Here is a 23704-nt window from a genome sequence, read left to right as displayed (position 1 = left end):
TTAACCTCTCGCCTCAAGACTGGCTGCCAGGATGGCCAATACCAGTTGCTGGAAATCCAGGCCGGCCGCGCGGGCCGCCATCGGAACCAGACTGTGATCGGTCATGCCCGGAGCGGTATTCACTTCCAGGAACCAGAACTGCCCCTGGGCGTCCTGCATCACGTCGGCACGTGCCCAACCGGCGATACCGAGCGCCTCACAGGCTTTCGCCGTGAGTTCCATGAGTTCCTGTTCCTTGGAGCTGTCGAGCCCGCACGGGATCCGGTACTGGGTATCGGAAGCCAGGTACTTGGCGTCGTAGTCGTAAAATGTGTGGGGAGTGCCCAGGGCGATGGGTGGCAGCACCTGGTCACGCAGGGTCGCGATGGTGAACTCCGGACCCTGGATCCATTGCTCGACCAACACTTGCGAATCGTAGGTACTGGCCGCCTTCCATGCGTCGATCAATTCGGACGCGGAAGTCACCTTGGCCATACCGATACTGGAGCCTTCATGAGCCGGTTTGACGATCAAAGGCAGGCCCAGTTCCGCCACCGCGGAAATACAATCGGCCTCGGAGCTCAATACGGCGTGGCGCGGCGTCGGAATGCCCAGGCTGTGCCAGACCTGCTTGGTACGCAGTTTGTCCATGGCCAGGGCCGAAGCGAGGATGCCGCTGCCGGTGTAAGGAATCCCCAGGCACTCCAGCAGCCCTTGCATGCTGCCGTCTTCACCGCCACGACCGTGGAGAATGATGAAGGCACGATCGATCTTCTCGCTCAAGAGACGTTGCAGCAGATCATCGCCGACGTCGATGCCGAAGGCGTTCACACCGCCGCTCTGCAGCGCTTCAAGCACGGCCTTGCCGGACTTGAGCGACACTTCGCGCTCGGCGCTCTTGCCACCGTAAAGAACGGCGACGCGACCGAAATCGCTCGGTTTCACGGTAGAGAACAGGTTGGCGTAGGCAGCGGTCATTTCGCCCCCTTGCCAGCGGCTACAGCACCGGCGAACAGCGGGCTGCCGAGCAGTTTTGGCGCCAGGCCACCGATGTCACCGGCACCCTGACACAGCAGGATGTCACCGGCGCGCAACAACGGCTTGACCAGCGGTGCCAGGTCGACCCCACGCTCGATGTAGATCGGGTCCAGTTGGCCACGCTGACGGATGCTGTGGCACAACTGACGGCTGTCGGCGCCCGGGATCGGCTCTTCGCCGGCCGGGTAGACCTCCATCAGCAGCAATACGTTGGCATCGGCCAGTACCTGCACGAAGTCGTCGTACAGGTCGCGGGTACGGCTGAAACGGTGCGGCTGGTAGACCATCACCAGGCGGCGTTCCGGCCAGCCACCGCGCACGGCCTTGATCACCGCAGCGACTTCGGTCGGGTGGTGACCGTAGTCGTCCACCAGCATCACGTTGCCCCCTTCCACTGGCAGTTCGCCATAGACCTGGAAGCGTCGGCCCACACCCTGGAAGCCCGACAGGCCCTGGACAATGGCTTCATCGCTGATGCCTTCGTCGGTGGCGATGCAGATGGTCGCCAGGGAGTTCAGCACGTTGTGGTTGCCCGGCATGTTCACCGACACGTCCAGCGGCTCGCGGTCGCGACGCAGTACGGTGAAGAAGGTCTGCATGCCTTGCTGGCGTACATTGATGGCGCGCACGTCGGCTTCTTCGCTGAAGCCGTAGGTCACGGTCGGACGCTTGACCTGCGGCAGGATCTCGCGCACCACCGGATCGTCCAGGCACATCACTGCCAGCCCGTAGAACGGCAGGTTGTGCAGGAAGTCGACAAAGGTTTTCTTCAGTTTGTTGAAGTCACCGTCGTAGGTCGCCATATGGTCGGCGTCGATGTTGGTGACCACAGCCACCAGCGGTTGCAGGTGCAGGAAGCTGGCATCGCTTTCGTCGGCTTCGGCAATCAGGTAACGGCTGGTGCCCAGTTGTGCATTGGTGCCCGCTGCATTCAGCCGCCCGCCGATGACGAACGTCGGGTCCAGGCCGCCAGCGGCGAATACCGAGGCCAGCAGGCTGGTGGTGGTGGTCTTGCCGTGGGTGCCGGCCACAGCTACGCCGTGACGGTAGCGCATCAGTTCGGCGAGCATTTCCGCCCGCGGCACCACAGGAATACGCCGTTCCAGAGCGGTGGCAACTTCCGGGTTGGAGGTGTTCACGGCGCTGGAAACCACCAGCACATCGGCATTGGCAGCGTTCTCGGCGCGGTGGCCGATGAAAATCTGTGCGCCAAAGGACTCCAGGCGCTCGGTAACCGGCGATGCCTTGAGGTCGGAACCGGAAACCTGGTAGCCCAGGTTCAGCAGCACTTCAGCAATCCCGCACATGCCCACACCGCCGATACCGACGAAGTGGATGCGGCGGATGCGGCGCATTTCCGGCTGCGGCATGGCTTTCTGATTCTCAACCATGGGCCACCTCCAGGCAGATATTCACTACGTCGTGGGTGGCGCCGGGCTTGGCCAGGCGGCGGGCGGCCTGGGCCATGTTGTCGAGTCGTTCTGGTTGCATCAAAACCTCTGTCAGGCGAGCGGCAAGGTCCGCAGCACCAGTCGTTCTTTGCGGCATCAGGAAGGCAGCACCTTCACGAGCCAAATATTCGGCATTGCGGGTCTGGTGGTCGTCGATCGCGTGGGGCAAAGGCACCAGCATCGAGGGCAGACCGGCGGCAGCCAGTTCGCTGACGGTCAACGCGCCTGCGCGACAGACCACCAGGTCGGCCCAGCCATAGGCTTGGGCCATGTCTTTGATAAAGGGCTGCACCTGCGCCTCGACGCCGGCGGCGCGATAGCGCTCTGCAGTGACTTCATCGTGGTTTTTGCCGGCCTGGTGGAACACCTCCGGGCGCAGCTCGGGGGCGACCTGTGCCAAGGCTTCCGGCAACAGCTTGTTCAACGGCTCTGCGCCCAGGCTTCCGCCCAGGATCAGCAAACGCGCCTTGCGTCCGGCCAGGGCCTCGCGCGGTGTTTCGAGGAACAGTTCGGTGCGTACCGGGTTGCCCGTGGTGCGCCGGCTTTGCGAGGCACCGAAGGTGTCCGGGAAAGCTTCGCAGACTCGGGCAGCCAACGGCACCAGCAGCCGATTGGCGGTACCGGCCACGGCGTTCTGTTCGTGAACGATGACCGGCACCCCGGACAACTTCGCGGCAACTCCACCAGGGCCGGTCACATAACCGCCAAAACCCAGGACACAGACCGGCTTCAACTGGCGAATGACCCGCCACGCCTGGAGCACGGCCTTGATCAACACGAACGGCGCCTTGAGCAGGGACAGCTTGCCCTTGCCCCGCAAACCGCTGACGTTGATCAGGTGCAACGGCAGCCCGGCCGCAGGCACCAGATCGTTTTCGATGCCGCGCGGGGTGCCCAGCCAGTGCACGGTGTAGCCACGGGCCTGGAACTCGCGGGCGCAGGCCAGTGCCGGGAACACGTGGCCTCCGGTGCCGCCGGCCATGATCAGGACATTAGCGCCCATGGCTCGGCTCCTCGGCAAAGTCACTTTCACTGAACTCCATCTCTTCACTGCCCAGGTGGGTCCTGCTCTCCCATTCGATACGCAGCAACAACCCCAGACAGGCGCAGCAGATCACCAGCGAGCTGCCGCCATAACTGAGGAAAGGCAAGGTCAGGCCCTTGGTCGGCAACAGGCCCACGTTCACCCCGATGTTGATCAGGAATTGGCCAATCCACAGGAACGACAATCCGTAGGCGACATAGGCGGCAAAGAACTGCTTGGCCTTTTCCGCCCACAGGCCGATGTACATGCCGCGGATACAGACAAAGACGAACAGCGCTACCGTGCACAGCGAACCGACGGCGCCCAGCTCTTCAGCCAGTACCGAGAACACGAAGTCTGTGTGAGCCTCCGGCAGGTAGAACTGTTTCTGCACGCTGTTGCCCAGGCCGACGCCCAGCCACTCGCCGCGACCAAAGGCGATCAACGCCTGGGACAGCTGGTAGCCGGCACCGAACTGGTCGGCCCAGGGGTCGGCGAAGTTGGTCAGACGTGCCATACGATAGGGTTGCATCTGGATCAGCAGCACCACCGCGGCAACCGCCAGCACCACCATCAGGGAAAACCGGAACAGCCCGACCCCTCCCAGGAACAGCATGGCCGCAGCGGCGCCCATCATTACGACAGTGGCGCCGAAGTCCGGCTCCATCAGCAGCAGGCCAGCCATGGGCAGCAGCACGATGAACGGCTTGAAGAAGCCCATCCAGCTCTCGCGCACTTCTTTCTGGCGCCGCACCAGGTAACCGGCGAGGTAGATCACCACGAACACCTTGGCGATCTCGGAAGGCTGGACGTTGAAAAAGCTGAAGCCGATCCAGCGCATCGAACCGTTCACTTCCCGGCCGATCCCTGGAATGATCACCATCACCAGCAGGCCGAAGGCACCGATCAGCATCAACCAGCCCAGGCGCTGCCAGGTGGCGATCGGGATCATCATGGTGACGATGCAGGCACCCAGGCCCAGCAGGATGTAGATCAGGTGGCGAATCATGTAGTACAGGGCGCTGCCCGACTGCGCCGCCGCCACTTCAGTGGAGGCAGAGGCAATCATGACCAGGCCCAGGCCGAGCAGGGTCAGGCAACCGGCGAGCATCGGGAAATCGAGGTCGATGCCCCGACCGGTGATGATCGGCGATGGATAGGGCTTGATGATGTTTCTCAGGTTCATGCCAGTTCCTCCACAACGCGGACGAACTGGTGGCCACGGTCTTCGTAGTTCTTGAACATGTCGAAACTGGCGCAGGCCGGCGACAGCAGCACCACATCACCGGGCTGGGCAGTGACGCGGCATTGCTCCACGGCTTCCTGCAGCGAGCCGACACGAATCAGCGGCACGGCGTCACCGATGGCTTCGCCGATCTGATCGGAGTCGCGCCCCATCAGGATCACCGCGCGGCAATTAGCCGCCACCGGGCCGCGCAGATCCTTGAAGTCGGCGCCCTTGCCGTCACCACCGGCGATCAGCACGATCTTGCCTTCGATGTCGGCGCCAAGGCCTTCGATGGCCGCCAGGGCGGCGCCCACGTTGGTGGCCTTGGAGTCGTTGTAGTACGCCACGCCATCCAGGTCGCGAACCCATTGGCAGCGATGCTCGAGGCCGGCGAAGGTGCGCAGCGCCGCGAGCATGGCGTCGAACGGCAAGCCCACTGCATGACCCAGGGCCAAGGCTGCCAGGGCGTTGGACTGGTTATGGGCGCCGCGGATCTTCAGCTCGCGCACGGGCATCAGGTTCTGGAACTCGAAGGCCAGGTACTTCTCACCGTCCTCTTCGCGCAGGCCGAAGGCCTTGAAATCAGGCTTGCTCAGGCCGAAGGTCCAGCATGGCAGGCCTTCACCGATCAATGGCCGGGTCAGAGCGTCCTGGCGGTTGAAGACCACCTGCCGGGCACCACGGAAGATCCGGTGCTTGGCCAGGTGGTAGGCCGGCAGGCCGCTGTAACGGTCCATGTGGTCTTCGCTGATGTTGAGCACGGTGGCCACTTCGGCGCCCAACTGGTCGGTGGTCTCCAGCTGGAAGCTGGACAGCTCCATCACGTACAGCTCGACGTCATCGCTGAGCAGGTCCAGGGCCGGGGTCCCGAGGTTGCCGCCGACCGCCACGCGCTTGCCCGCCGCCGCTGCCATCTCGCCCACCAGGGTGGTCACGGTGCTCTTGGCGTTGGAACCACTGATTGCCACGATCGGTGCCTTTGCGTTACGCGCGAACAGCTCGATATCACCGGACAATTTCACCCCACGGGCAGCAGCAGCCTGCAGGGCCGGGGTCGCCAGGGCCAGGCCAGGGCTCACGTAGAGTTCGTCGGCACGGCACAGGAAGTCCACGTCCAGCTCGCCACAACGCACCTCCACCTGCGGGTAGTCACGCCGCAGCGTGGCCAGCTCAGGTGGATTTTCCCGCGTATCGGCCACCGCAAAGGCAACGCCCCGGCTCGCCAGGAAGCGAACCAGGGACATGCCGCTCTTGCCGAGGCCGACAACGATGCGGAAGTGGTCAGAAGCGATCAGAGACACTCGTTCTACCTCAGCTTCAGGGTGGCAAGGCCGATCAGCACCAGAATCACGGTGATGATCCAGAAACGGACGATCACGCGCGGCTCGGGCCAGCCCTTGAGTTCAAAATGGTGGTGAATCGGCGCCATGCGAAACACACGGCGGCCGGTCAACTTGAAGGAGGCAACCTGGATCACCACGGACAGGGTTTCCATCACGAACACGCCGCCCATGATGAACAGAACGATTTCCTGACGGACGATGACCGCGATAGTGCCCAGGGCAGCGCCCAGGGCCAGGGCGCCAACATCACCCATGAACACCTGCGCCGGGTAAGTGTTGAACCACAAGAAGCCCAGGCCCGCGCCAATCAGCGCACCACAGAAGACAATCAGCTCTCCCGCCCCCGGTACATAAGGAATCAGCAGGTATTCGGCGAACTTCACGTTACCCGACAGGTAGCAGAAGATCCCAAGCGCACCGCCCACCATCACCGTCGGCATGATCGCCAGGCCATCGAGGCCATCGGTCAGGTTGACCGCGTTGCTCGAACCGACGATGACGAAATAGGTCAGGACCACGAAGCCGATGCCAAGGGGAATGCTCACGTCCTTGAGCATCGGGATCAGCAGAGTGGTTTCCACCGGACTCTGGGCAGTCATATAAAGGAAGATCGCCGCGCCCAGGCCGAACACCGATTGCCAGAAATACTTCCAGCGGCTGGGCAGGCCACGGGAATTCTTCTCGATCACCTTGCGATAGTCGTCGACCCAGCCGATGGCACCAAAGGCCAGGGTCACCAGCAGCACGACCCACACATAGTGGTTGCGCAGGTCGGCCCACAGCAGGGTGCTGATACCGATGGCCGAGAGAATCAGCGCACCGCCCATGGTCGGCGTGCCCGATTTGGACAGGTGAGATTGCGGACCATCGTTACGCACGGACTGGCCGATCTGGCGGTTCTGCAGGGTGCGGATCATCCACGGACCCAGGCACAGCGCCAAAGACAGCGCGGTCAGTACCCCGAGGATCCCGCGCAGGGTCAGGTACTGAAAGACCGCGAAGCCTTTGTAGAACTGTTGCAGGTACTCCGCTAGCAGCAGCAGCATCAATGTTTCTCCGTACTGGAGCCGCACAAAGCCGCGACGATGTTTTCCATCACCGCGCTGCGCGATCCTTTGATCAAAATGGTGGTATTTGGGTCTTGCTCGCCGCCCAGGGCGGCAATCAGGTCAGCCTGGCTGGCGAAGTGGCGTGCGTGCTCGCCGAAGGCGGCAACGGCATGAGCCATCATCGGGCCTACGGCGTAGAGGGCCGAAACCTTGCCAGCGGCATATGCACCTACTTCGCGGTGCCCCTGCTCCGCCCACTCGCCCAACTCGCCGATGTCTCCGAGCACCAGGACGGTGCGGCCGGAAAAGCCGGCGAGTATATCAACGGCGGCGCACATTGAGGTGGGGTTTGCGTTGTAAGTGTCATCAATGACCCGCATGCCGTTCTTGGCCAGTTGGGCGACGGTACGCCCCTTGACCGGCTGCACCGCATTCAGGCCGGTGACGATGCCGAACAGCGAGACGCCCATGGCGTGGGCCGCGGCTGCCGCAGCCAGGGCATTGGCAACGTTATGGGTGCCCAGCAGGTTCAATTGCACCGCCTCCACACCCTTGGGGCTGTGCAACTTGAAGGATGGGCAGCCACGGGCATCGCGACCGATATCGGAGGCAAAGAAATCGGCAGAACTGTCAGTCAGCGCGAAGCTCAGCACCTGACGGCCGGCAGCACGGGCCTTCCAGATAGGGAAAGCCTTGTCGTCCAGGTTGAGCACGGCGATCCCGGCGCTATCGAGGCCCTCCAGGATTTCCCCCTTGGCCTCGACAATCTTCTCCGGCCCGCCAAACTCACCGACGTGAGCGGTACCGGCGTTATTGATGATCGCTACGTGGGGGCGAGTCATGGCCACGGTGTAGGCAATCTCGCCGATGCGCGAAGCGCCCAGCTCTATCACTGCGGCTGTGTGTTCCGGGGCCAGTTCCAGCAGGGTCAGGGGCGCACCCAGGTCATTGTTCAGGTTGCCCCGAGTGGCGTGTACCGGACCACGGGTGCGCAGGATGCTGGCAAGCATTTCCTTGACCGTGGTCTTGCCGCTGGAGCCGGTTACCGCAGCGACCGGGCGGCTGAACGCGGCGCGATTGAGCGCACCCAACTGCCCCAGCGCCAGGCGAGTGTCCTTGACCAGCAGTTGCGGCAGCGTGCTGTCGGGAACCTCACGTTCAACCAACGCAGCCACGGCGCCCTTGGCCGCCACTTCATTCAAGTAATCGTGGCCGTCAAAGCGTGGGCCGGTCAGAGCAATAAACAGTTGGCCGGCCTGAATCGCCCGGCTATCGATACTGACGCCGCTAAAACGAGCATCGCCCGCGATCAGGCGGGCGTCCAATGGAGCCGAGACTTCACTGAGTTGCAGGGCTTTAAGCATGGCCCACCTCCCACGCGGTCAAGGCTTTGTCCGCCTCGGCGAGATCAGAAAAATCATGTCGCTGGCCGTTGATTTCCTGGTAATCCTCATGGCCTTTACCGGCCAGCACCACCACGTCATCAGCCGACGCGCAAGCGATCAGGCGAGCAATGGCCAGCCCGCGACCGGCTACGAATTCCACCTTTTCTGCCGCGCTGAAACCGGCACGAATATCGTCGAAGATTTGGGCCGGGTCTTCGCTGCGCGGGTTGTCATCAGTCACCAGCACGCCGTCGGCCAGACGCTCGACCACCTCAGCCATCAACGGACGCTTGCCGCGGTCCCGGTCGCCGCCACAACCGAACAGGCACAGCAGGCGCCCCTTGGCATGCGGACGCAGGGCCAGCAAGACTTTTTCCAGGGCATCCGGGGTGTGGGCGTAATCCACCACCACCAGCGGCTGAGTACCGCCACCCAGGCGCTGCATGCGTCCGGCGGGGCCTTCAAGCTTGGGCAGGACCGCAAGAATTTCGTCCAGCGCGTATTCAAGACCCAACAACGCACCTACCGCAGCCAGCACGTTGCTCAGGTTGAAGCGCCCGAGCAGGCAACTACGCAGGTGGTGCTCACCCTGTGGAGTCACCAGGGTCGCGCGCACGCCATCATCGTCAAAACGCGCTTCGCGGCAGTACAGATAAGCAGCGGCGTCTTCGAGGCTGTAAGTGATCAGTCGTGACTCATGTTTGTCCGCCGCCAGTTGCCGGCCAAAATCGTCGTCGAGGTTGATCACCCGGCAACGCAGGTCGTTCCAGGCAAAGAGCTTGGCCTTGGCTGCGCCATAGGCTTCCATGGTCCCGTGGTAATCCAGATGGTCACGGGACAGGTTGGTCAGCACCGCCACATCGAAAGCCAGTGCCGCCACGCGCCCCTGATCCAGGCCATGGGACGAGACCTCCATGGCCACCGCCTTGGCTCCTGCATTCTTCAGGTCTGCCAGGGTTGCCTGCACGGCAATCGGGTTCGGCGTGGTGTGCATCCCGCTTTGCAGCGCGCCATGAAACCCGGTCCCCAGGGTACCTACCAGGCCACAACGCTGGCCCAGCAGGTCCAGGGCCTGAGCCACCAGTTGGGTAACGCTGGTCTTGCCGTTGGTGCCGGTCACGCCCACCAGGTTCAACTGGCGGCTCGGGTCACCATAGAAGCGCCCGGCTATGTCCGACAGCTGCGCCGCCAGGCCCTTGACCGGAATCAGCGGTACATCGGTCAGCGGCAACACAGTTGCCCCTTCCACTTCATAAGCCACCGCGGCAGCGCCGCGCTGCAGGGCATCGGCAATGTGCGCACGCCCATCGAACTTGGCGCCGGGCACCGCAAGAAACAGGTCCCCGGCCCGCACGTTACGGCTGTCCAGGGTCAACTCACGAATCAGCAGGTCGCGACCGGCGTGGGCGAAAATCTTGTTCAGGCTAAGAGACATCAGCCGCGCCCTCCATTGGCTCGTACAGGGGTGCCGGATGCGGCGTTGGCCTGCTGCGTGGTCGGCAGGTTGTCCGGGGTGATGTTCATCAAGCGCAGGGTGCCGGACATCACTTTGCTGAACACCGGCGCCGATACCAGGCCACCGAAGTAACCGGCTTTGCTCGGTTCGTCGATCACCACCACGATCGCGTAGCGTGGATCACTCATCGGACCGAAGCCGGCGAACAGCGAGCGGTAGGAGTTCTCGGCGTAGCCCTTGGTACCCACCGAAGTCTTGCGCGCGGTACCACTCTTGCCGGCCACGTGATAGGCCGGAACCTGGGCACGGAATACTCCGCGCGGGGCCTCGATCACTTGCTGCAGCATGCCCTGCATGGTCTTGGCGACATTTTCCGGAATCACCTGGGTGGTCTGCGGAGTCTTGTCGGACTTGATCAGTGTCAGCGGTGCAATACGGCCGTTGTTGGCCAATGCGGAAAAGGCGTGCACCAGCTGGATCGCGGTCACCGACAGGCCGTAGCCATAGGACAGGGTCGCGGTTTCCGCCTTGCGCCATTCGCGGTAGTTCGGCAGGTTGCCGACCCGCTCACCAGGGAAGCCGAGCCCCGTGTCCTGGCCCAGACCGATTTTCTGTGCCAGGCGGAAAATGGTTTCGCCGCCGATATCGAAGGCCACCTTACTCATGCCGACGTTACTGGAGTTGATCAGGATGCCGGTCAGGTCGAGTACCGGACCTTCGGTCTTGGAAACGTCACGGATGGTGTATTTGCCCAACTGCAGGGTGCCCGGGTAGACCTCGACGGTATCGCTGGGCTTCCAGCGTCCGGTTTCCAGTGCGGCACTCATGGAGATCGCTTTCATGGTCGAGCCAGGCTCGAACACGTCGATCATCGCGCGGTTGCGCATCATCGCCGGCTGCAGGTTGCGCCGGTTGTTCGGGTTGTAGGTCGGCTGGTTGACCATGGCCAGGATCTCGCCGGTCTTCACATCCATGATCACCAGGCTGCCAGCCTTGGCACCGTTCTCGACGATGGCGTTGCGCAGCTCGCGGTTGGCCAGGTATTGCAGGCGCAGGTCAATCGACAACGCCAAGGGCTTGCCGGCCTTGGCGTTCTTGGTGACCTGGACGTCCTTGATCAGCCTGCCGCGCCGGTCCTTGATCACCTGGCGCTTGCCCGGAACCCCTGCGAGCCATTCGTCGTAGGCCAGTTCCACCCCTTCGCGACCGCGGTCGTCGATATCGGTGAAACCCACCATGTGCGCGGTTACTTCGCCGGCTGGATAGAAGCGTCGGAACTCCTCGATGCCATAGACACCGGGGACCTTCAGATCCAATACGGACTGGCCCTGTTCAGGCGTCAGGCCTCGGACCAGATAGATGAACTCTTTATTGGCCTGGGCTTCAAGCCGCTCGGCCAGGGCTTTCGGGTCTTGGCCAAGTGCCATGGCCAGCGCCGGCCAGCGATCCTTGGCCAGCTGCATTTCCTTGGCATTGGCCCAGAGGGTGGTCACGGGCGTACTGACGGCCAGCGGCTCGCCATTGCGATCGGTGATCAGACCGCGGTGCGCGGGAATCGGAATGTGCCGGACACTGCGTGCATCGCCCTGCCCCTTGAGGAAGTCACGGTCGACCACTTGCAGGTCGATGATGCGCCAAGCAATCGCCGACACCATGACCGCCAGCAAACCCAGCACTACACGGAAACGCCATGGATAGAGCGCGCCTTCGAGCTTCATGGCGCCACCATGCGAACTTCGGCCGCGCCGGGAATGTGCATTTTCAACTGTTCGGTGGCCAGCACTTCAATGCGGCTGTGAGCAGTCCAGGTGCTTTGCTCAAGAATAAGGCGACCCCATTCGGCCTGGGCTTTGTCACGCACGCTCAACTCGCCGTACAGCGTATTGAGCAACTGACGGTTCCAGTGGGCGCTGTAGGACACCGCAATCGCGGAAACCAGAACGCCGACGAATAGCAGGAACATGAAAAAGCTTCCGCCCGGAAGTGGCTTGGCGAAAAGCTTGCTCACCGAAGCTTCTCCGCGACGCGCATGACGGCACTGCGGGCACGCGGGTTGGCCTTGAGCTCTGCCTCGGAGGCGAACTGCGCTTTGCCGTGGATCTTGATTTTCGGCACAAAGGCTTCGAAACGTACCGGCAGATTGCGCGGCAGGTTGTCCGATTCGCCCTTGACCAGACGACGCATGAACAATTTGACGATGCGGTCTTCCAGGGAGTGGAAGCTGATCACCACCAGGCGACCACCCACTTCCAGGGACTCCAGTGCAGCTTCAAGGCCCGCCTCGAGATCACCCAGTTCATTGTTGACGTGAATGCGCAGCCCCTGGAAAGCACGGGTAGCCGGGTTCTTGCCCTTCTCCCAAGCCGGGTTGGCGACTTTCAACACTTCAGCCAGATCGGCGGTACGCTCGAACGGCTGGATCTCGCGGCGCTCGACCACGGCTCGCGCCATGCGACCGGAGAAACGCTCCTCGCCGTACTCCTTGAATACCCGGGCAATTTCCTCTACCGGAGCGGTGGCGATGAACTGCGCAGCACTGATGCCGCGAGTCGGGTCCATGCGCATATCCAGCGGGCCGTCATTGAGAAAACTGAAGCCGCGTTCAGGGTCGTCCAGCTGCGGCGAAGACACCCCCAGATCCAGCAGGACACCGCTGACCTTGCCCGCCAGGCCGCGTTCGGCAACTTCCGAACCAAGCTCGGCGAAACTGCGCTGTACAACGACAAAGCGGCCGTCTTCGGCCGCTAGCGCTTGCCCGGTGGCAATCGCCTGGGGATCCTTGTCGAATCCGAGGAGGCGCCCCTGGGGCCCGAGCTTGCTGAGAATCAGCCGGCTGTGCCCGCCACGCCCGAAGGTGCCATCCAGATAGCAGCCATCAGGACGTACGGCGAGAGCCTCGACGGCTTCGTCAAGCAGTACGGTGATGTGGTTAAAGCCGCTATCAATAGTCACAGGATCAAATCACGCAGTTCATCAGGCATGGCGCCCGGTTGTTGAATAGCTGCCAGGTCCGCTGCGGAAACAGCATTCCAAGCATCCTCGTCCCACAATTGGAACTTGTTCAGTTGGCCCACCAGCATTGCGCGCTTATCCAACTTGGCATATTCACGCAGGCGTGGCGGCACCAGAAAACGACCACTGCCATCGAGTTCAAGGTCGACGGCGTTACCAATCAGCAAACGCTGCAAACGACGGTTCTCTTCACGAAGAGAAGGCAGTGCGCGCAGTTTGGTTTCAATCAGCTCCCACTCATCGAGGGGGTAAACACACAAACAGGGATCAACGGCATCGATGGTGACGATTAACTGCCCGGAACTTCGCGAAACGAGCTCGTCACGATACCGGCTCGGCATGGCGAGACGGCCTTTTGCATCGAGACTGATAGCGTTAGCTCCGCGAAACACGTCAGCGTTTCTCCAAATTTTAGCGTTTTGCGCTCAAAAAACCCACTTCATGCCACTTTCCGCCACTTGCGCACACTATAGGAATGCGCCCACACCACCGTCAAGGCGCGCGGCGACGGAAAAGCCTTATAGAACGGAGATTTAGGAGACTTAAAGGAGAGGTAACGGGAATTCGAAGGGTGTTTCAGAGCATCAACTTCCGACAGCTCAATAAGCTGCAGCGCGAAGTTAAAGTAATTTATTAAGAGTAAGATTTTTTCGGTATTACAAAAACGCTTCTGCTATTGATTCAAGCAGGGAGGGAAAAGGTGGAGAGTCGATCTGTAAGCCGGGTTCTGTCGAGGACAGTCATTCCTCTACGATGGCCATCACTGGACATCTTTAGCAACCTACCCGGTTCCAGCGCGGGCCACGCCTTGGAACCCTATTTGGTCTTGCTCCGAGTGGGGTTTACCTAGCCACGAACTGTTACCAGACGTGCGGTGCGCTCTTACCGCACCTTTTCACCCTTACCGGCACCGAAGTGCTTAGGCGGTTATTTTCTGTGGCACTTTCCGTAGGCTCACGCCCCCCAGGCATTACCTGGCACTCCGCCCTATGGAGCCCGGACTTTCCTCCCCCCTCTAATTTTCATAGAGGGCAGCGACTGTCCAATCGACTCTCCGCCGCGCAGGTTAACGGCAGAGCGAACGAAGAACAAGCGCTAAAAGCCTTTGGCCACCCTGCTACGCAATTTATTGTTCTTTCTGTTTATCCAGGGCCACCTGATACAGCACATTCTTGCGCTCGCCAGTGATTTGCGCAGCCAAAGCAGCAGCCCGCTTCAGCGGCATTTCCTTGAGCAACAGGTCGAGGATACGCATCGACTCACTACTGATCGCCTCATCACTTTCCGGTGCTGTCCACCCCGCGACCAGCACCACGCACTCCCCACGCTGCTGATTGCTGTCGGACTCGACGAACTGGCGCAGCTCGGAAAGTGGCAGCCCCTTCAGGGTCTCGAAGGTCTTGGTCAATTCACGCGCCAGCAATGCCGGCCGCTCACCACCGAATACCGACTCCATATCCTGCAGGCATTCAAGTATGCGATGCGGCGCCTCATAGAAAATCAGCGTACGCGGCTCTTCCTTGACCGCTTCCAGGCGCGCCCTGCGCCCGACCGCCTTGGCCGGCAGAAAGCCTTCGAAGATGAACCGGTCTGAAGGCAAGCCCGCCGCCGACAACGCCGCGATCAGAGCACAAGCCCCCGGTACTGGAACCACATTGATACCCGCCGCCCGCGCCTGGCGCACCAGGTGGTAGCCGGGATCGGAAATCAGCGGCGTGCCCGCATCGGAGATCAAGGCGACATTATCCCCAGCCAGCAGACGAGTAATGAAGCGACTGCCCTCATCACGCTCGTTGTGCTCATGGCAGGCAGCCAGGGGCGTGGAAATACCAAAGTGCTGCATCAGGCGCTGGGAATGCCGGGTATCTTCGGCAGCGATCAACGACACCTCGCGCAACAGCTTCAAGGCCCGGGCGCTGATATCGTCCAGGTTGCCGATGGGCGTCGCCACCACATAAAGCGAGCCAGCAGCGGAATTCAAAGGACCTGGAGCAGTCAAAGCGCACACCTCTTGATCGGCAAAAGCGCCATTGTAGCGCGTTGAAGCATTCTCAATACGCCTTGCGATCAGCCGGTATGGCGCTGTGCTGCGTCCTTTCAGGCAGCCAAGCAACATTTGCTTGAGCTAAATCGACGGTTTATCGCCAGTAACATCGCACCCCAGCCAGCGCTTGGGTACAATTCCACGCTCATTTGATCGAGTATCAGGAACACTTACATGATCGCTTGCCTGCGGCTGTTTCTTGCCCTCTGCCTGGCTACCCTTCTGGTGGCTTGCGCCAGCTCGCCCTCTTCCAGCCTTGGCGAACTTCCACGGACACCGGATGCCAGTATCGAGCAACTGCTCGAACAGGCCGCCACCAGCAAAACTCCGGAAAAAGCAGCCCTGCTGCGCCTGAGCGCCGCCGACCTGGCGTATCGTCAAGGCAATGCCGGACGCGCCGGACAAATCCTGCAGCAAGTGCCGCTGGATCAACTCAAGCCTGCCCAGCAAATCTTCGCCAGCACCCTGTCCGCAGAGCTGGCCCTGGTGCGCAACCAGCCAAAGGCTGCCCTCACCGCACTGAGCCATCCAAGCCTGCAACACCTGAGCGAACTGCCGGCAGCTCAACAGATTCGCACCGGCAGCGTTCATGCTCGCGCACTGGAAGCCGACGGCCAGACATTGGCCGCCGCCAAAGAGCGCATCGTTATCGCGCCCTTGCTCAAGGATGATGCAGCAGCCAAAAACCACGAAGCCATCTGGGCACTGATTGCCGCCCTGCCGACCGATCAGTTGCAGCCTGCCGGCAATGACGACCTGGCCGGCTGGATGAGCCTGGCCCTGGCAGTCAAGAGCGCCGGCACCCTGGAACAGCAGCAGGCAGCCATCGATACCTGGCGCGCCCAGAATCCAAAGCACCCGGCTGCCATTCAACTGCCCCAACCCCTGATCAAGCTCAAGGAACTGGCCAGCCAGCCGGTATCGAAAATTGCCTTGCTGCTGCCACAGGACGGCCCCCTCGCATCGGTTTCCAAAGCACTGCGCGAAGGTTTCATGGCTGCTCACTACCAGGCTCAGCAAGCCGGACAGAATCCACCCAGCATCGAGTTCTATGACAGCTCGCGCCTAAGCTCGCTGGATGACTTCTACCGCAAGGCTCAGGCCGCTGGCGTGCAACTGGTCGTCGGCCCACTGGAAAAGCCCCTGGTCAAGCAACTTGCCGCTCGCCCGCAGCTGCCGATCACCACCCTGGCCCTGAACTACAGCGAAGGCGAACAAGGCCCGGCGCAGTTGTTCCAGTTCGGCCTGGCAGCCGAAGACGAAGCCCGCGAGGTTTCCCGTCGCGCCCGCGCCGACGGCCTGCACCGCGCCGCCGCTCTGGTTCCGAAAGGCGAATGGGGCGATCGCGTGCTCAAGGCATTCCGTCAGGATTGGGAAGCCAACGGTGGTAGCGTAATCGGTATCGAACGCGTCGATCAGCCCGTCGCCCTGGCACAGCAGATTGCCGACCTGTTCCAGTTGCGCCAGAGCGAAGGCCGCGCCAAGAGCCTGCAGAGCACCGTAGGCACCCAGGTAGCCGCACAGCCATCACGTCGCCAGGATATCGAGTTCATTTTCCTCGCCTCCACTCCGCAACAGGCGCAGCAGATCAAGCCGACCTTGAACTTCCAATACGCTGGTGATGTACCGGTCTACGCCACCTCCAATGTGTTCAGCGCCAGCGGCGACCAGAACCAGTACAACGACATGAACGGCGTGATGTTCTGCGAAACCCCATGGCTGCTGGATGCCAACGGCCCGCTGCGCCGCCAGGTCACCGCACAATGGCCGCAAGCCGGCGGCAGCCTAGGGCGCCTGTATGCCATGGGCGTCGACGCCTATCGATTGGCGCCACGCCTGGGCCAACTCAAGGCCCTGCCAGACAGCCGGATAGAAGGTGAATCCGGCAGCCTGGGCATGGCTGCCGGGCAACGCATCGAGCGTCAGCTGCCATGGGCCAAGTTCGTCGGGGGCCAGGTGACCCGCCTGCCCGACACGCCGCGATAATGCTCCAAGGATCAAGCCAGCACAGCGGACGAGATGCCGAAAGCCAAGCGCTTCGGCATCTCCAACAGCACGGACTGCGCCTGCTGGCGCAGAACTGGTTGTGTAAACGCGGCGAGCTTGATCTGGTCATGCTTGACGGCGATACAGTAGTATTCGTCGAAGTCCGCTACAGAAAACACACGCAATGGGGTGGCGCACTGGGCAGTATCGATGGGCGCAAGCGTCAAAAACTGATCCTTGCCGCGCAGCTTTTCCTGCAAAGCGAATCACGCTGGTCCAGCCATCCTTGCCGTTTCGACGTGGTCGCCATTGACGGCGCCTCGGGTGCAGAAGCCCGCTTGAACTGGCTACGCAATGCCTTCGACAGCTGAAAGAAGCCCTCAGGCCGCACCCATTTTCACTCAACTTTTTTGCTCTTTGCTTTGCGGGCTGCACATTTACGTGCCACCAAGCCGCGCCACTTAAGGTCACACAGATGGACATGCAATCCCGAATTCGCCAGCTTTTTCAGGCCAGTATCGACACCAAGCAACAGGCGATGGACGTACTTGCACCGCACATCGAGCAAGCCAGCCAGGTCATGGTCAACGCCCTGCTCAACGAGGGCAAGATGCTCTCTTGCGGCAACGGCGGCTCCGCCGGCGATGCCCAGCATTTCTCCTCCGAACTGCTCAACCGCTTCGAGCGCGAACGCCCGAGCCTGCCGGCCATTGCCCTGACTACCGACAGCTCTACCATTACCTCGATCGCCAACGACTACAGCTACAACGAAGTCTTCTCCAAGCAGATCCGCGCCCTGGGCCAGCCCGGTGACGTATTGCTGGCGATTTCCACCAGCGGCAACTCCGCAAACATTATTCAAGCGATCCAGGCCGCACATGATCGCGAAATGATTGTCGTAGCATTGACTGGTCGTGACGGCGGCGGCATGGCTTCCCTGCTGCTGCCTGAAGATGTCGAGATCCGCGTACCGGCCACCGTCACTGCACGCATTCAAGAAGTCCACCTGCTGGCGATCCATTGCCTCTGCGATCTGATCGACAGCCAATTGTTCGGGAGTGAAGAATGACCCCTAATCGCCTTGGCCTCCTGGCCTTGACCTTGTGCCTGAGCATCACTGGTTGCAGCTCGGTGATTACCGCCACCCGCGACAAACCCATCGATGATGACCGCGGCACCCGCACCTTTGGCAGCAAGATCGACGATTCGCTGATCGAGACCAAAGTCGCCGTCAACGTCGCCAAAGCCAGCCCAGACCTGGAAAACAACTCGCACATCGTTGTCACCAGCTTCAACGGCATCGTCCTGCTGGCCGGACAAACACCCCGCCCGGACCTCAAGGCCATGGCCGAACAGGCCGCCAGCGAAGTGCAGCGCGTCAAGAAGGTGCACAACGAACTGCAGGTACTGCCACCTTCCGGCTTCCTGGCCCGCCAGAACGATGGCTGGCTGACCACCAAGATCAAGACCCAGATGCTCACCGACGCCAGCGTGCCCGCCTCGCGAATCAAGGTGGTGACCGAGAACGGCATCGTCTACCTGCTGGGCTTGCTCACCCAACAGGAGGCCACCCAGGCCACCAACCTGGTTCAAGGCGTGTCCGGTGTACAGAAGATCGTCAAACTGTTCGAATACATCGACTGACACACAACCGCGAGATACAAAAAAGGCGATCCGAATGGATCGCCTTTTTTATTACTTGACCACTTTCAAGCTGGGTCGGCCACTGGGGCGCGGCGGCTCACTGTCCGGTGGCGGCAGGTCGTCATCCGGCTCGAGATCATCCTCTTCATCCAGAGGCGACTCCAGATCGAAGACCATGCCCTGGCCATTCTCACGGGCATAGATCCCCAGGATCGCCGCAACCGGCACATGCAGGCTGTGCGGCACACCACCGAAGCGCCCTTCGAAGGTCACTACGTCGTTATCCATATGCAGATGACGCACGGCACTGGGAGAAATGTTCAGGACGATCTGCCCATCACTGGCAAAACCCTGGGGCACCTGCACTGCCGGATAGTCAGAATTGACCAGCATGTGCGGGGTGCAATCGTTGTCCACAATCCACTCATAGAGCGCGCGGACCAGATAAGGTCGACTGGAGTTCATAGCGGCTCCTTAAGCCTCAGCGCATATCGCGTTCGACACCAGACAGACTCGCCTGGAAAGCCTCACGCGCAAATTGGCGTTCCATATAATCAAGCAACGGCTTGGCCTGCCGCGGCAGTTCGATACCCAGGACCGGCAATCTCCAGAGTATGGGCAGTAGGCAGCAGTCCACCAGACTTTGTTCCTCACTGAGGAAAAATGGCTTGTCGGCAAACAAAGGAGAAACACCCGTCAGGCTTTCACGCAACTCCTTGCGCGCCTGCACTCGAGCAGCCTCCTTGGTCCGCGGATCAAGAATCAGATCCACTTGCCCGCACCAGTCACGCTGGATCCGGTGTATCAGCAGACGGCTGTTGGCTCGCGCCACAGGATAAACCGGCAGCAGTGGCGGATGCGGATAACGCTCATCCAGGTACTCCATCACCACTGTCGACTCCCACAACGCCAGGTCGCGGTCGACCAGCGTTGGCAAGCTCCCATAAGGGTTCACTTCGATCAGCTTCGGCGGCTGACGCCCCGCCTCCACACTGATGATCTCGGCGCTGACACCCTTCTCTGCGAGCACAATGCGCACCCGGTGGGAATAGTGGTCGGCGGGGTCGGAGTAACAGGCCAACCGATTGGTCACGCCCATGGCGATCCTCCTCGCTTGTTGAAATTATCGGAAGCAGAAAAAACGAGCGCGCCCTCAGGGCGTCTCTGGTAACCCCCGAATGATACAGGGTTGTTACAGTTTCAGAGACGCCCTTGGGCGCGCACGTTCAACAACTGATGCTTAAAACGCTATCAATGCACATCCTTCCAGTATTCGCGCTTGAGCAGATAGGCGAACACGAAGAAGAAGGCCAGGTACAGCAGTACGTAGGTACCGATGCGCTGGTGCTGCAGCTTGACCGGGTTGGCCGAGTAAGCCAGGAAGGTCACCAGGTTCTTGACCTTCTCGTCGAACTGAGCCTCGTTGAGAGTCCCGGTGTTCTCCTTGATGGTCAGCTGGTCACAGGCTTCATGAGTCAGCGGCGTGCCGGTCAGCGGATCGTATTGCTTCTTGCCGTCTTCGACGATCTGCACCTGCTTGCAACCGATCACCTGGCGACCCTGCAGGCCAACCAGAACGTTAGGCATGCCCACGTTCGGGAAAACCTTGTTATTCACACCCCAAGGGCGCGCCGGGTCCTCATAGAAGGACTTGAGGTAGCCATAGAGCCAGTCGGTACCCCGCACACGGGCCACCAGGGTCAAATCCGGTGGCGCAGCGCCAAACCAGGTCTTGGCATCTGCCGGCTGCATGCCGATGTTCATGTGGTCACCGATCTTGGCGCCGGTGAAGACCAGCTTGCTCAACATCAGATCGTGAGGGATACCCAGATCGTCGGCAACCCGCTCATAACGCTGGAACTTGGCGCTGTGGCAGCCCATGCAGTAGTTGGCAAAGGTACGCGCGCCGTCTTGCAAGGCAGCTTTGTCGGCCAGGTCGATATCGACCTTCTCCAACTCAGGGCCGCCGTGCTCGGCCGCGAAAGACAATACAGGCATAGCAGCAAGAATCAGTACAGCAAATAGCTTTTTCATCAGCCAGTCACCCTTTCCGGAACCGGTTTGGTCTTCTCGAGCCTGGTGTAGAACGGCATCAGAATGAAGTAGGCGAAGTACAGGAAGGTACATACCTGCGACAGCAGCGTACGGCCCGGAGTCGGTGCCAATACACCCAGCACACCTAGGATCACGAACGAGATGCAGAACACCAGCAGCCAGATCTTGCTCAGCCAGCCTTTGTAGCGCATGGACTTGACCGGGCTACGGTCGAGCCAAGGCAGCACGAACAGCACGGCAATGGCAGCACCCATGGCAATGACGCCCATGAGCTTGTCCGGCACCGCACGCAGGATCGCGTAGAAGGGGGTGAAGTACCACACCGGAGCAATGTGCTCAGGCGTCTTGAACGGGTTGGCCTGTTCGAAGTTCGGCTTCTCGAGGAAATAGCCACCCATTTCCGGGAAGAAGAACACGATCGAGCAGAAGATGAAGAGGAACACCACTACGCCGACGATATCCTTCACGGTGTAGTAAGGGTGGAAAGGAATACCATCCAGCGGGATGCCGTTCTCATCCTTGTTCTTCTTGATGTCGACGCCATCCGGGTTGTTCGAACCCACTTCGTGCAGTGCCAGGATGTGCAGCACCACCAGACCGAGGATCACGATCGGCAGGGCAACAACGTGCAAGGCGAAGAAGCGGTTCAGGGTGATACCGGAAATCAGGTAGTCACCGCGGATCCACTGAGTCAGGTCGTCGCCGATGACCGGGATCGCACCGAACAGCGAGATGATCACCTGGGCGCCCCAGTAGGACATCTGGCCCCACGGCAGCAGGTAGCCCATGAAGGCCTCGGCCATCAGTGCCAGGTAGATCAGCATGCCGAACAGCCACACCAGCTCACGGGGCTTCTGGTAGGAACCGTAGAGCAGGCCACGGAACATGTGCAGATAGACCACGATGAAGAACGCCGAAGCGCCGGTGGAGTGGAGCAGGCGCAGGATCGCGCCGTACTCGACGTCGCGCATGATGTATTCAACGGAAGCGAAGGCCTCTTCCGCCGAAGGGGTGTAGCTCATGGTCAGCCAGACACCGGTTACGATCTGGTTGACCAGAACCAGCAGCGCCAGGGAGCCAAAGAAATAGAAGAAGTTGAAGTTCTTCGGAGCGTAATACTTGCTGAGATGGTCTTCCCACATCTTGGTCGCGGGGAAGCGCGCATCAACCCAATCCATGAACTTGCTCATCACGCTTTCTCCGTGTCGACGCCAATGACGATGATGTCATCCGACTCATAGGAATGCGGGGGTACTGGCAGGTTCAAAGGCGCAGGTTGCGACTTGTAGACGCGACCAGCCAGATCGTAGTGGGAACCGTGGCAAGGGCAGAAATAGCCACCTACCCAGTCCTTGCCCAGATCCGCGGGCGCCACTTCAGGACGGAAGGTCGGAGAACAGCCCAGGTGGGTGCAGATACCGATCAGCAGCAGAATCTCTGGCTTGATCGAACGCACTTCCGGGTCGACGTAGGTTGGTTGTACTGAGTTCTTGGAGTCAGGGTCAGACAACTGGCCCTCGATCTTTTTAAGATTCCCCAGGATTTCCTCGGTACGGCGGACGATGAATACCGGCTGACCACGCCATTCAGCAATCATCTGCTGACCTGGGTCGATCTTGCTGATATTCACCTTCACCGGTGCACCTGCGGCTTTCGCCTTGGCACTGGGAAACCATGACCCCACGAACGGGACCGCAGCCCCCACCGCTCCAGCAGCACCCACCACGGATGTGGCTGCTACTAGGAAGCGACGCCGGCCTGCATTCACGCCGTCATTGCTCATTCAGTCCTCTCCCATCAGCTTTGTGGCCTGTTAAATCAGGCATCTACTAAGTAAAAATCTGAACTTATAAAAATTTTGCCGAATGGTAATGAAAAGCCCCTATTCTGACAAGGTAATTACCAAGCCGAGCCGGCCCGAAGCCTTGCAGTATAGGGCCTCCGCGGATGTGGCAAGTTGTCACAGAGCAAATTCTAGACAATAAAAAACGCCCAGCTCCGCGAGGAGACTGGGCGTTTTTGAACGCAGTAGCGAATTAACGCTTGGAGTATTGCGGACGCTTACGCGCTTTACGCAGACCCACTTTCTTACGTTCAACTTCACGTGCGTCACGGGTTACGAAACCAGCTTTACGCAGCGCGCTGCGCAGAGTTTCGTCGTAATCCATCAGAGCGCGAGTGATACCGTGGCGGATTGCGCCAGCTTGACCACTTACACCGCCGCCGATAACGGTGACGTAGATATCGAACTTCTCAACGGTCTCGGTCAGCTCCAGCGGTTGACGAACTACCATGCGGGCAGTTTCGCGACCGAAGAAGTTATCCAGGGAGCGGTTGTTGATCGAGATGTTGCCAGTGCCCGGACGCAGGAAAACGCGTGCGGTTGCAGTCTTGCGACGGCCAGTGCCGTAATTTTGAGTCGCCGACATAATGAACTATTCCGTTAAATCTTCAGTTCTTGGGGCTGCTGAGCAGTATGAGGGTGTGCAGCGCCCGCATAGACTTTCAGCTTACGGTACATGTCGCGACCCAGCGGGTTCTTAGGCAGCATGCCTTTTACCGCGGTCTCGATCACGCGCTCAGGGGCTTTGGCGATCAGCTTTTCGAAGTTGATCGACTTGATGCCGCCCGGGAAACCGGAGTGGGAGTAGTACATTTTGTCAGTGGTTTTAGCGCCAGTAACACGTACCTGCTCGGCATTGATCACGACGATGTAGTCGCCGGTGTCAACGTGAGGAGTGTACTCAGGCTTGTGCTTGCCACGCAGACGGCTCGCGATTTCGGTGGCCAGACGACCCAGGGTCTGACCAGCAGCGTCGACGACGAACCAGTCGCGCTTTACTGTTTCCGGTTTAGCAGTAAAAGTTTTCATTCTTTATAGCCTCAGGGGCCGCCCAGCAAAATAGACGGCGGATCTTACTGAATAGTGCTTACTTTGACAAGGTCAAAGGCAGCCGGACACAGACGCTATCGGGGGCTCGGGTCAGCGCGTCTGATATACGGCAAGATT

Annotated in this window: 24 protein-coding genes and 1 other RNA gene; 4 read left to right on the top strand and 21 right to left on the bottom strand. The window is 60.6% G+C overall.

The window, feature by feature from the left end:
• The 14 genes from AC1RGE_RS17175 to rsmI all read right to left on the bottom strand — a co-directional run bounded on the left by AC1RGE_RS17175 (position 1) and on the right by rsmI (position 14964).
• Positions 1-957, bottom strand: coding sequence for a D-alanine--D-alanine ligase (locus AC1RGE_RS17175; RefSeq protein WP_011063308.1), 957 nt, complete (start codon positions 955-957; stop codon positions 1-3).
• Positions 954-2408, bottom strand: a complete 1455-nt coding sequence (murC, locus tag AC1RGE_RS17170) for a UDP-N-acetylmuramate--L-alanine ligase (RefSeq protein WP_011063309.1) — start codon at positions 2406-2408, stop codon at positions 954-956. Before murC ends, AC1RGE_RS17175 begins: the two co-directional genes overlap by 4 nt.
• On the bottom strand, positions 2401-3471 hold the full coding sequence (gene murG / locus AC1RGE_RS17165) for an undecaprenyldiphospho-muramoylpentapeptide beta-N-acetylglucosaminyltransferase (protein ID WP_065365214.1): 1071 nt from the start codon (positions 3469-3471) through the stop codon (positions 2401-2403). Before murG ends, murC begins: the two co-directional genes overlap by 8 nt.
• Positions 3461-4678 carry a putative lipid II flippase FtsW gene (gene ftsW, locus AC1RGE_RS17160; RefSeq protein ID WP_011063311.1) on the bottom strand — a complete coding sequence of 406 codons (1218 nt, stop codon included), beginning with the start codon at positions 4676-4678 and terminating at the stop codon, positions 3461-3463. The genes murG and ftsW overlap by 11 nt, the downstream gene beginning before the upstream one ends.
• Positions 4675-6021, bottom strand: coding sequence for a UDP-N-acetylmuramoyl-L-alanine--D-glutamate ligase (gene murD / locus AC1RGE_RS17155; RefSeq protein ID WP_236203320.1), 1347 nt, complete (start codon positions 6019-6021; stop codon positions 4675-4677). Before murD ends, ftsW begins: the two co-directional genes overlap by 4 nt.
• Before the next feature lie 5 nt (positions 6022-6026).
• Entirely contained in the window at positions 6027-7109 is a 1083-nt protein-coding gene (gene mraY, locus AC1RGE_RS17150) for a phospho-N-acetylmuramoyl-pentapeptide-transferase (RefSeq protein ID WP_011063313.1), read from the bottom strand.
• Positions 7109-8476 (bottom strand): UDP-N-acetylmuramoyl-tripeptide--D-alanyl-D-alanine ligase, encoded by a 1368-nt coding sequence (locus AC1RGE_RS17145; protein ID WP_492584689.1) that lies wholly within the window; start codon positions 8474-8476, stop codon positions 7109-7111. The genes mraY and AC1RGE_RS17145 overlap by 1 nt, the downstream gene beginning before the upstream one ends.
• Complete coding sequence (locus AC1RGE_RS17140) at positions 8469-9932, bottom strand: UDP-N-acetylmuramoyl-L-alanyl-D-glutamate--2,6-diaminopimelate ligase (RefSeq protein WP_492584687.1); 1464 nt, start codon at positions 9930-9932, stop codon at positions 8469-8471. Before AC1RGE_RS17140 ends, AC1RGE_RS17145 begins: the two co-directional genes overlap by 8 nt.
• Entirely contained in the window at positions 9932-11671 is a 1740-nt protein-coding gene (locus tag AC1RGE_RS17135; protein WP_011063316.1) for a peptidoglycan D,D-transpeptidase FtsI family protein, read from the bottom strand. Before AC1RGE_RS17135 ends, AC1RGE_RS17140 begins: the two co-directional genes overlap by 1 nt.
• Complete coding sequence (ftsL, locus tag AC1RGE_RS17130; protein WP_011063317.1) at positions 11668-11961, bottom strand: cell division protein FtsL; 294 nt, start codon at positions 11959-11961, stop codon at positions 11668-11670. The genes AC1RGE_RS17135 and ftsL overlap by 4 nt, the downstream gene beginning before the upstream one ends.
• A complete protein-coding gene (rsmH, locus tag AC1RGE_RS17125; RefSeq protein ID WP_011063318.1) occupies positions 11958-12905 on the bottom strand; it encodes a 16S rRNA (cytosine(1402)-N(4))-methyltransferase RsmH in 948 nt (315 codons plus the stop codon). Before rsmH ends, ftsL begins: the two co-directional genes overlap by 4 nt.
• The gene (gene mraZ / locus AC1RGE_RS17120; RefSeq protein WP_011063319.1) at positions 12902-13357 is read right to left on the bottom strand and encodes a division/cell wall cluster transcriptional repressor MraZ; all 456 of its coding nucleotides are present in this window, start codon (positions 13355-13357) and stop codon (positions 12902-12904) included. The genes rsmH and mraZ overlap by 4 nt, the downstream gene beginning before the upstream one ends.
• 308 nt (positions 13358-13665) lie before the next feature.
• Positions 13666-14019, bottom strand: an RNA gene (gene rnpB / locus AC1RGE_RS17115) — RNase P RNA component class A.
• A gap of 72 nt (positions 14020-14091) precedes the next feature.
• Complete coding sequence (rsmI, locus tag AC1RGE_RS17110) at positions 14092-14964, bottom strand: 16S rRNA (cytidine(1402)-2'-O)-methyltransferase (RefSeq protein ID WP_443693867.1); 873 nt, start codon at positions 14962-14964, stop codon at positions 14092-14094.
• A 219-nt stretch (positions 14965-15183) separates the two neighbouring features.
• On the opposite strand from rsmI, the gene AC1RGE_RS17105 reads away from it, so the two are divergent.
• The 4 genes from AC1RGE_RS17105 to AC1RGE_RS17090 all read left to right on the top strand — a co-directional run bounded on the left by AC1RGE_RS17105 (position 15184) and on the right by AC1RGE_RS17090 (position 18639).
• Positions 15184-16995 carry a penicillin-binding protein activator gene (locus AC1RGE_RS17105; RefSeq protein ID WP_011063321.1) on the top strand — a complete coding sequence of 604 codons (1812 nt, stop codon included), beginning with the start codon at positions 15184-15186 and terminating at the stop codon, positions 16993-16995.
• Complete coding sequence (locus tag AC1RGE_RS17100; protein ID WP_011063322.1) at positions 16995-17366, top strand: YraN family protein; 372 nt, start codon at positions 16995-16997, stop codon at positions 17364-17366. The genes AC1RGE_RS17105 and AC1RGE_RS17100 overlap by 1 nt, the downstream gene beginning before the upstream one ends.
• A 104-nt stretch (positions 17367-17470) precedes the next feature.
• Positions 17471-18064, top strand: coding sequence for a phosphoheptose isomerase (locus AC1RGE_RS17095; RefSeq protein WP_015636934.1), 594 nt, complete (start codon positions 17471-17473; stop codon positions 18062-18064).
• On the top strand, positions 18061-18639 hold the full coding sequence (locus tag AC1RGE_RS17090; protein WP_011063324.1) for a BON domain-containing protein: 579 nt from the start codon (positions 18061-18063) through the stop codon (positions 18637-18639). Before AC1RGE_RS17095 ends, AC1RGE_RS17090 begins: the two co-directional genes overlap by 4 nt.
• 51 nt (positions 18640-18690) lie before the next feature.
• On the opposite strand, the gene AC1RGE_RS17085 is transcribed toward AC1RGE_RS17090, so the two are convergent.
• From AC1RGE_RS17085 to rplM, 7 genes are all read right to left on the bottom strand, one after another.
• On the bottom strand, positions 18691-19104 hold the full coding sequence (locus AC1RGE_RS17085; protein ID WP_011063325.1) for a ClpXP protease specificity-enhancing factor: 414 nt from the start codon (positions 19102-19104) through the stop codon (positions 18691-18693).
• 16 nt (positions 19105-19120) lie between these two features.
• The gene (locus AC1RGE_RS17080; RefSeq protein WP_011063326.1) at positions 19121-19738 is read right to left on the bottom strand and encodes a glutathione S-transferase N-terminal domain-containing protein; all 618 of its coding nucleotides are present in this window, start codon (positions 19736-19738) and stop codon (positions 19121-19123) included.
• Between the two features lie 152 nt (positions 19739-19890).
• The gene (locus AC1RGE_RS17075; RefSeq protein ID WP_011063327.1) at positions 19891-20673 is read right to left on the bottom strand and encodes a cytochrome c1; all 783 of its coding nucleotides are present in this window, start codon (positions 20671-20673) and stop codon (positions 19891-19893) included.
• Positions 20673-21884: a cytochrome b gene (locus AC1RGE_RS17070; protein WP_011063328.1), complete on the bottom strand. Its 1212-nt coding sequence runs from the start codon at positions 21882-21884 to the stop codon at positions 20673-20675. Before AC1RGE_RS17070 ends, AC1RGE_RS17075 begins: the two co-directional genes overlap by 1 nt.
• Complete coding sequence (gene petA / locus AC1RGE_RS17065; protein WP_011063329.1) at positions 21884-22477, bottom strand: ubiquinol-cytochrome c reductase iron-sulfur subunit; 594 nt, start codon at positions 22475-22477, stop codon at positions 21884-21886. The genes AC1RGE_RS17070 and petA overlap by 1 nt, the downstream gene beginning before the upstream one ends.
• A gap of 253 nt (positions 22478-22730) precedes the next feature.
• On the bottom strand, positions 22731-23123 hold the full coding sequence (gene rpsI, locus AC1RGE_RS17060; RefSeq protein ID WP_003228056.1) for a 30S ribosomal protein S9: 393 nt from the start codon (positions 23121-23123) through the stop codon (positions 22731-22733).
• A gap of 14 nt (positions 23124-23137) precedes the next feature.
• Positions 23138-23566: a 50S ribosomal protein L13 gene (gene rplM / locus AC1RGE_RS17055; protein ID WP_007928449.1), complete on the bottom strand. Its 429-nt coding sequence runs from the start codon at positions 23564-23566 to the stop codon at positions 23138-23140.
• Positions 23567-23704 lie beyond the last annotated feature (138 nt).

The sequence above is a fragment of the Pseudomonas sp. GW823-FHT02C05 genome, from assembly GCF_058797595.1.
This window is presented reverse-complemented; position numbering and strand designations above follow the sequence as displayed.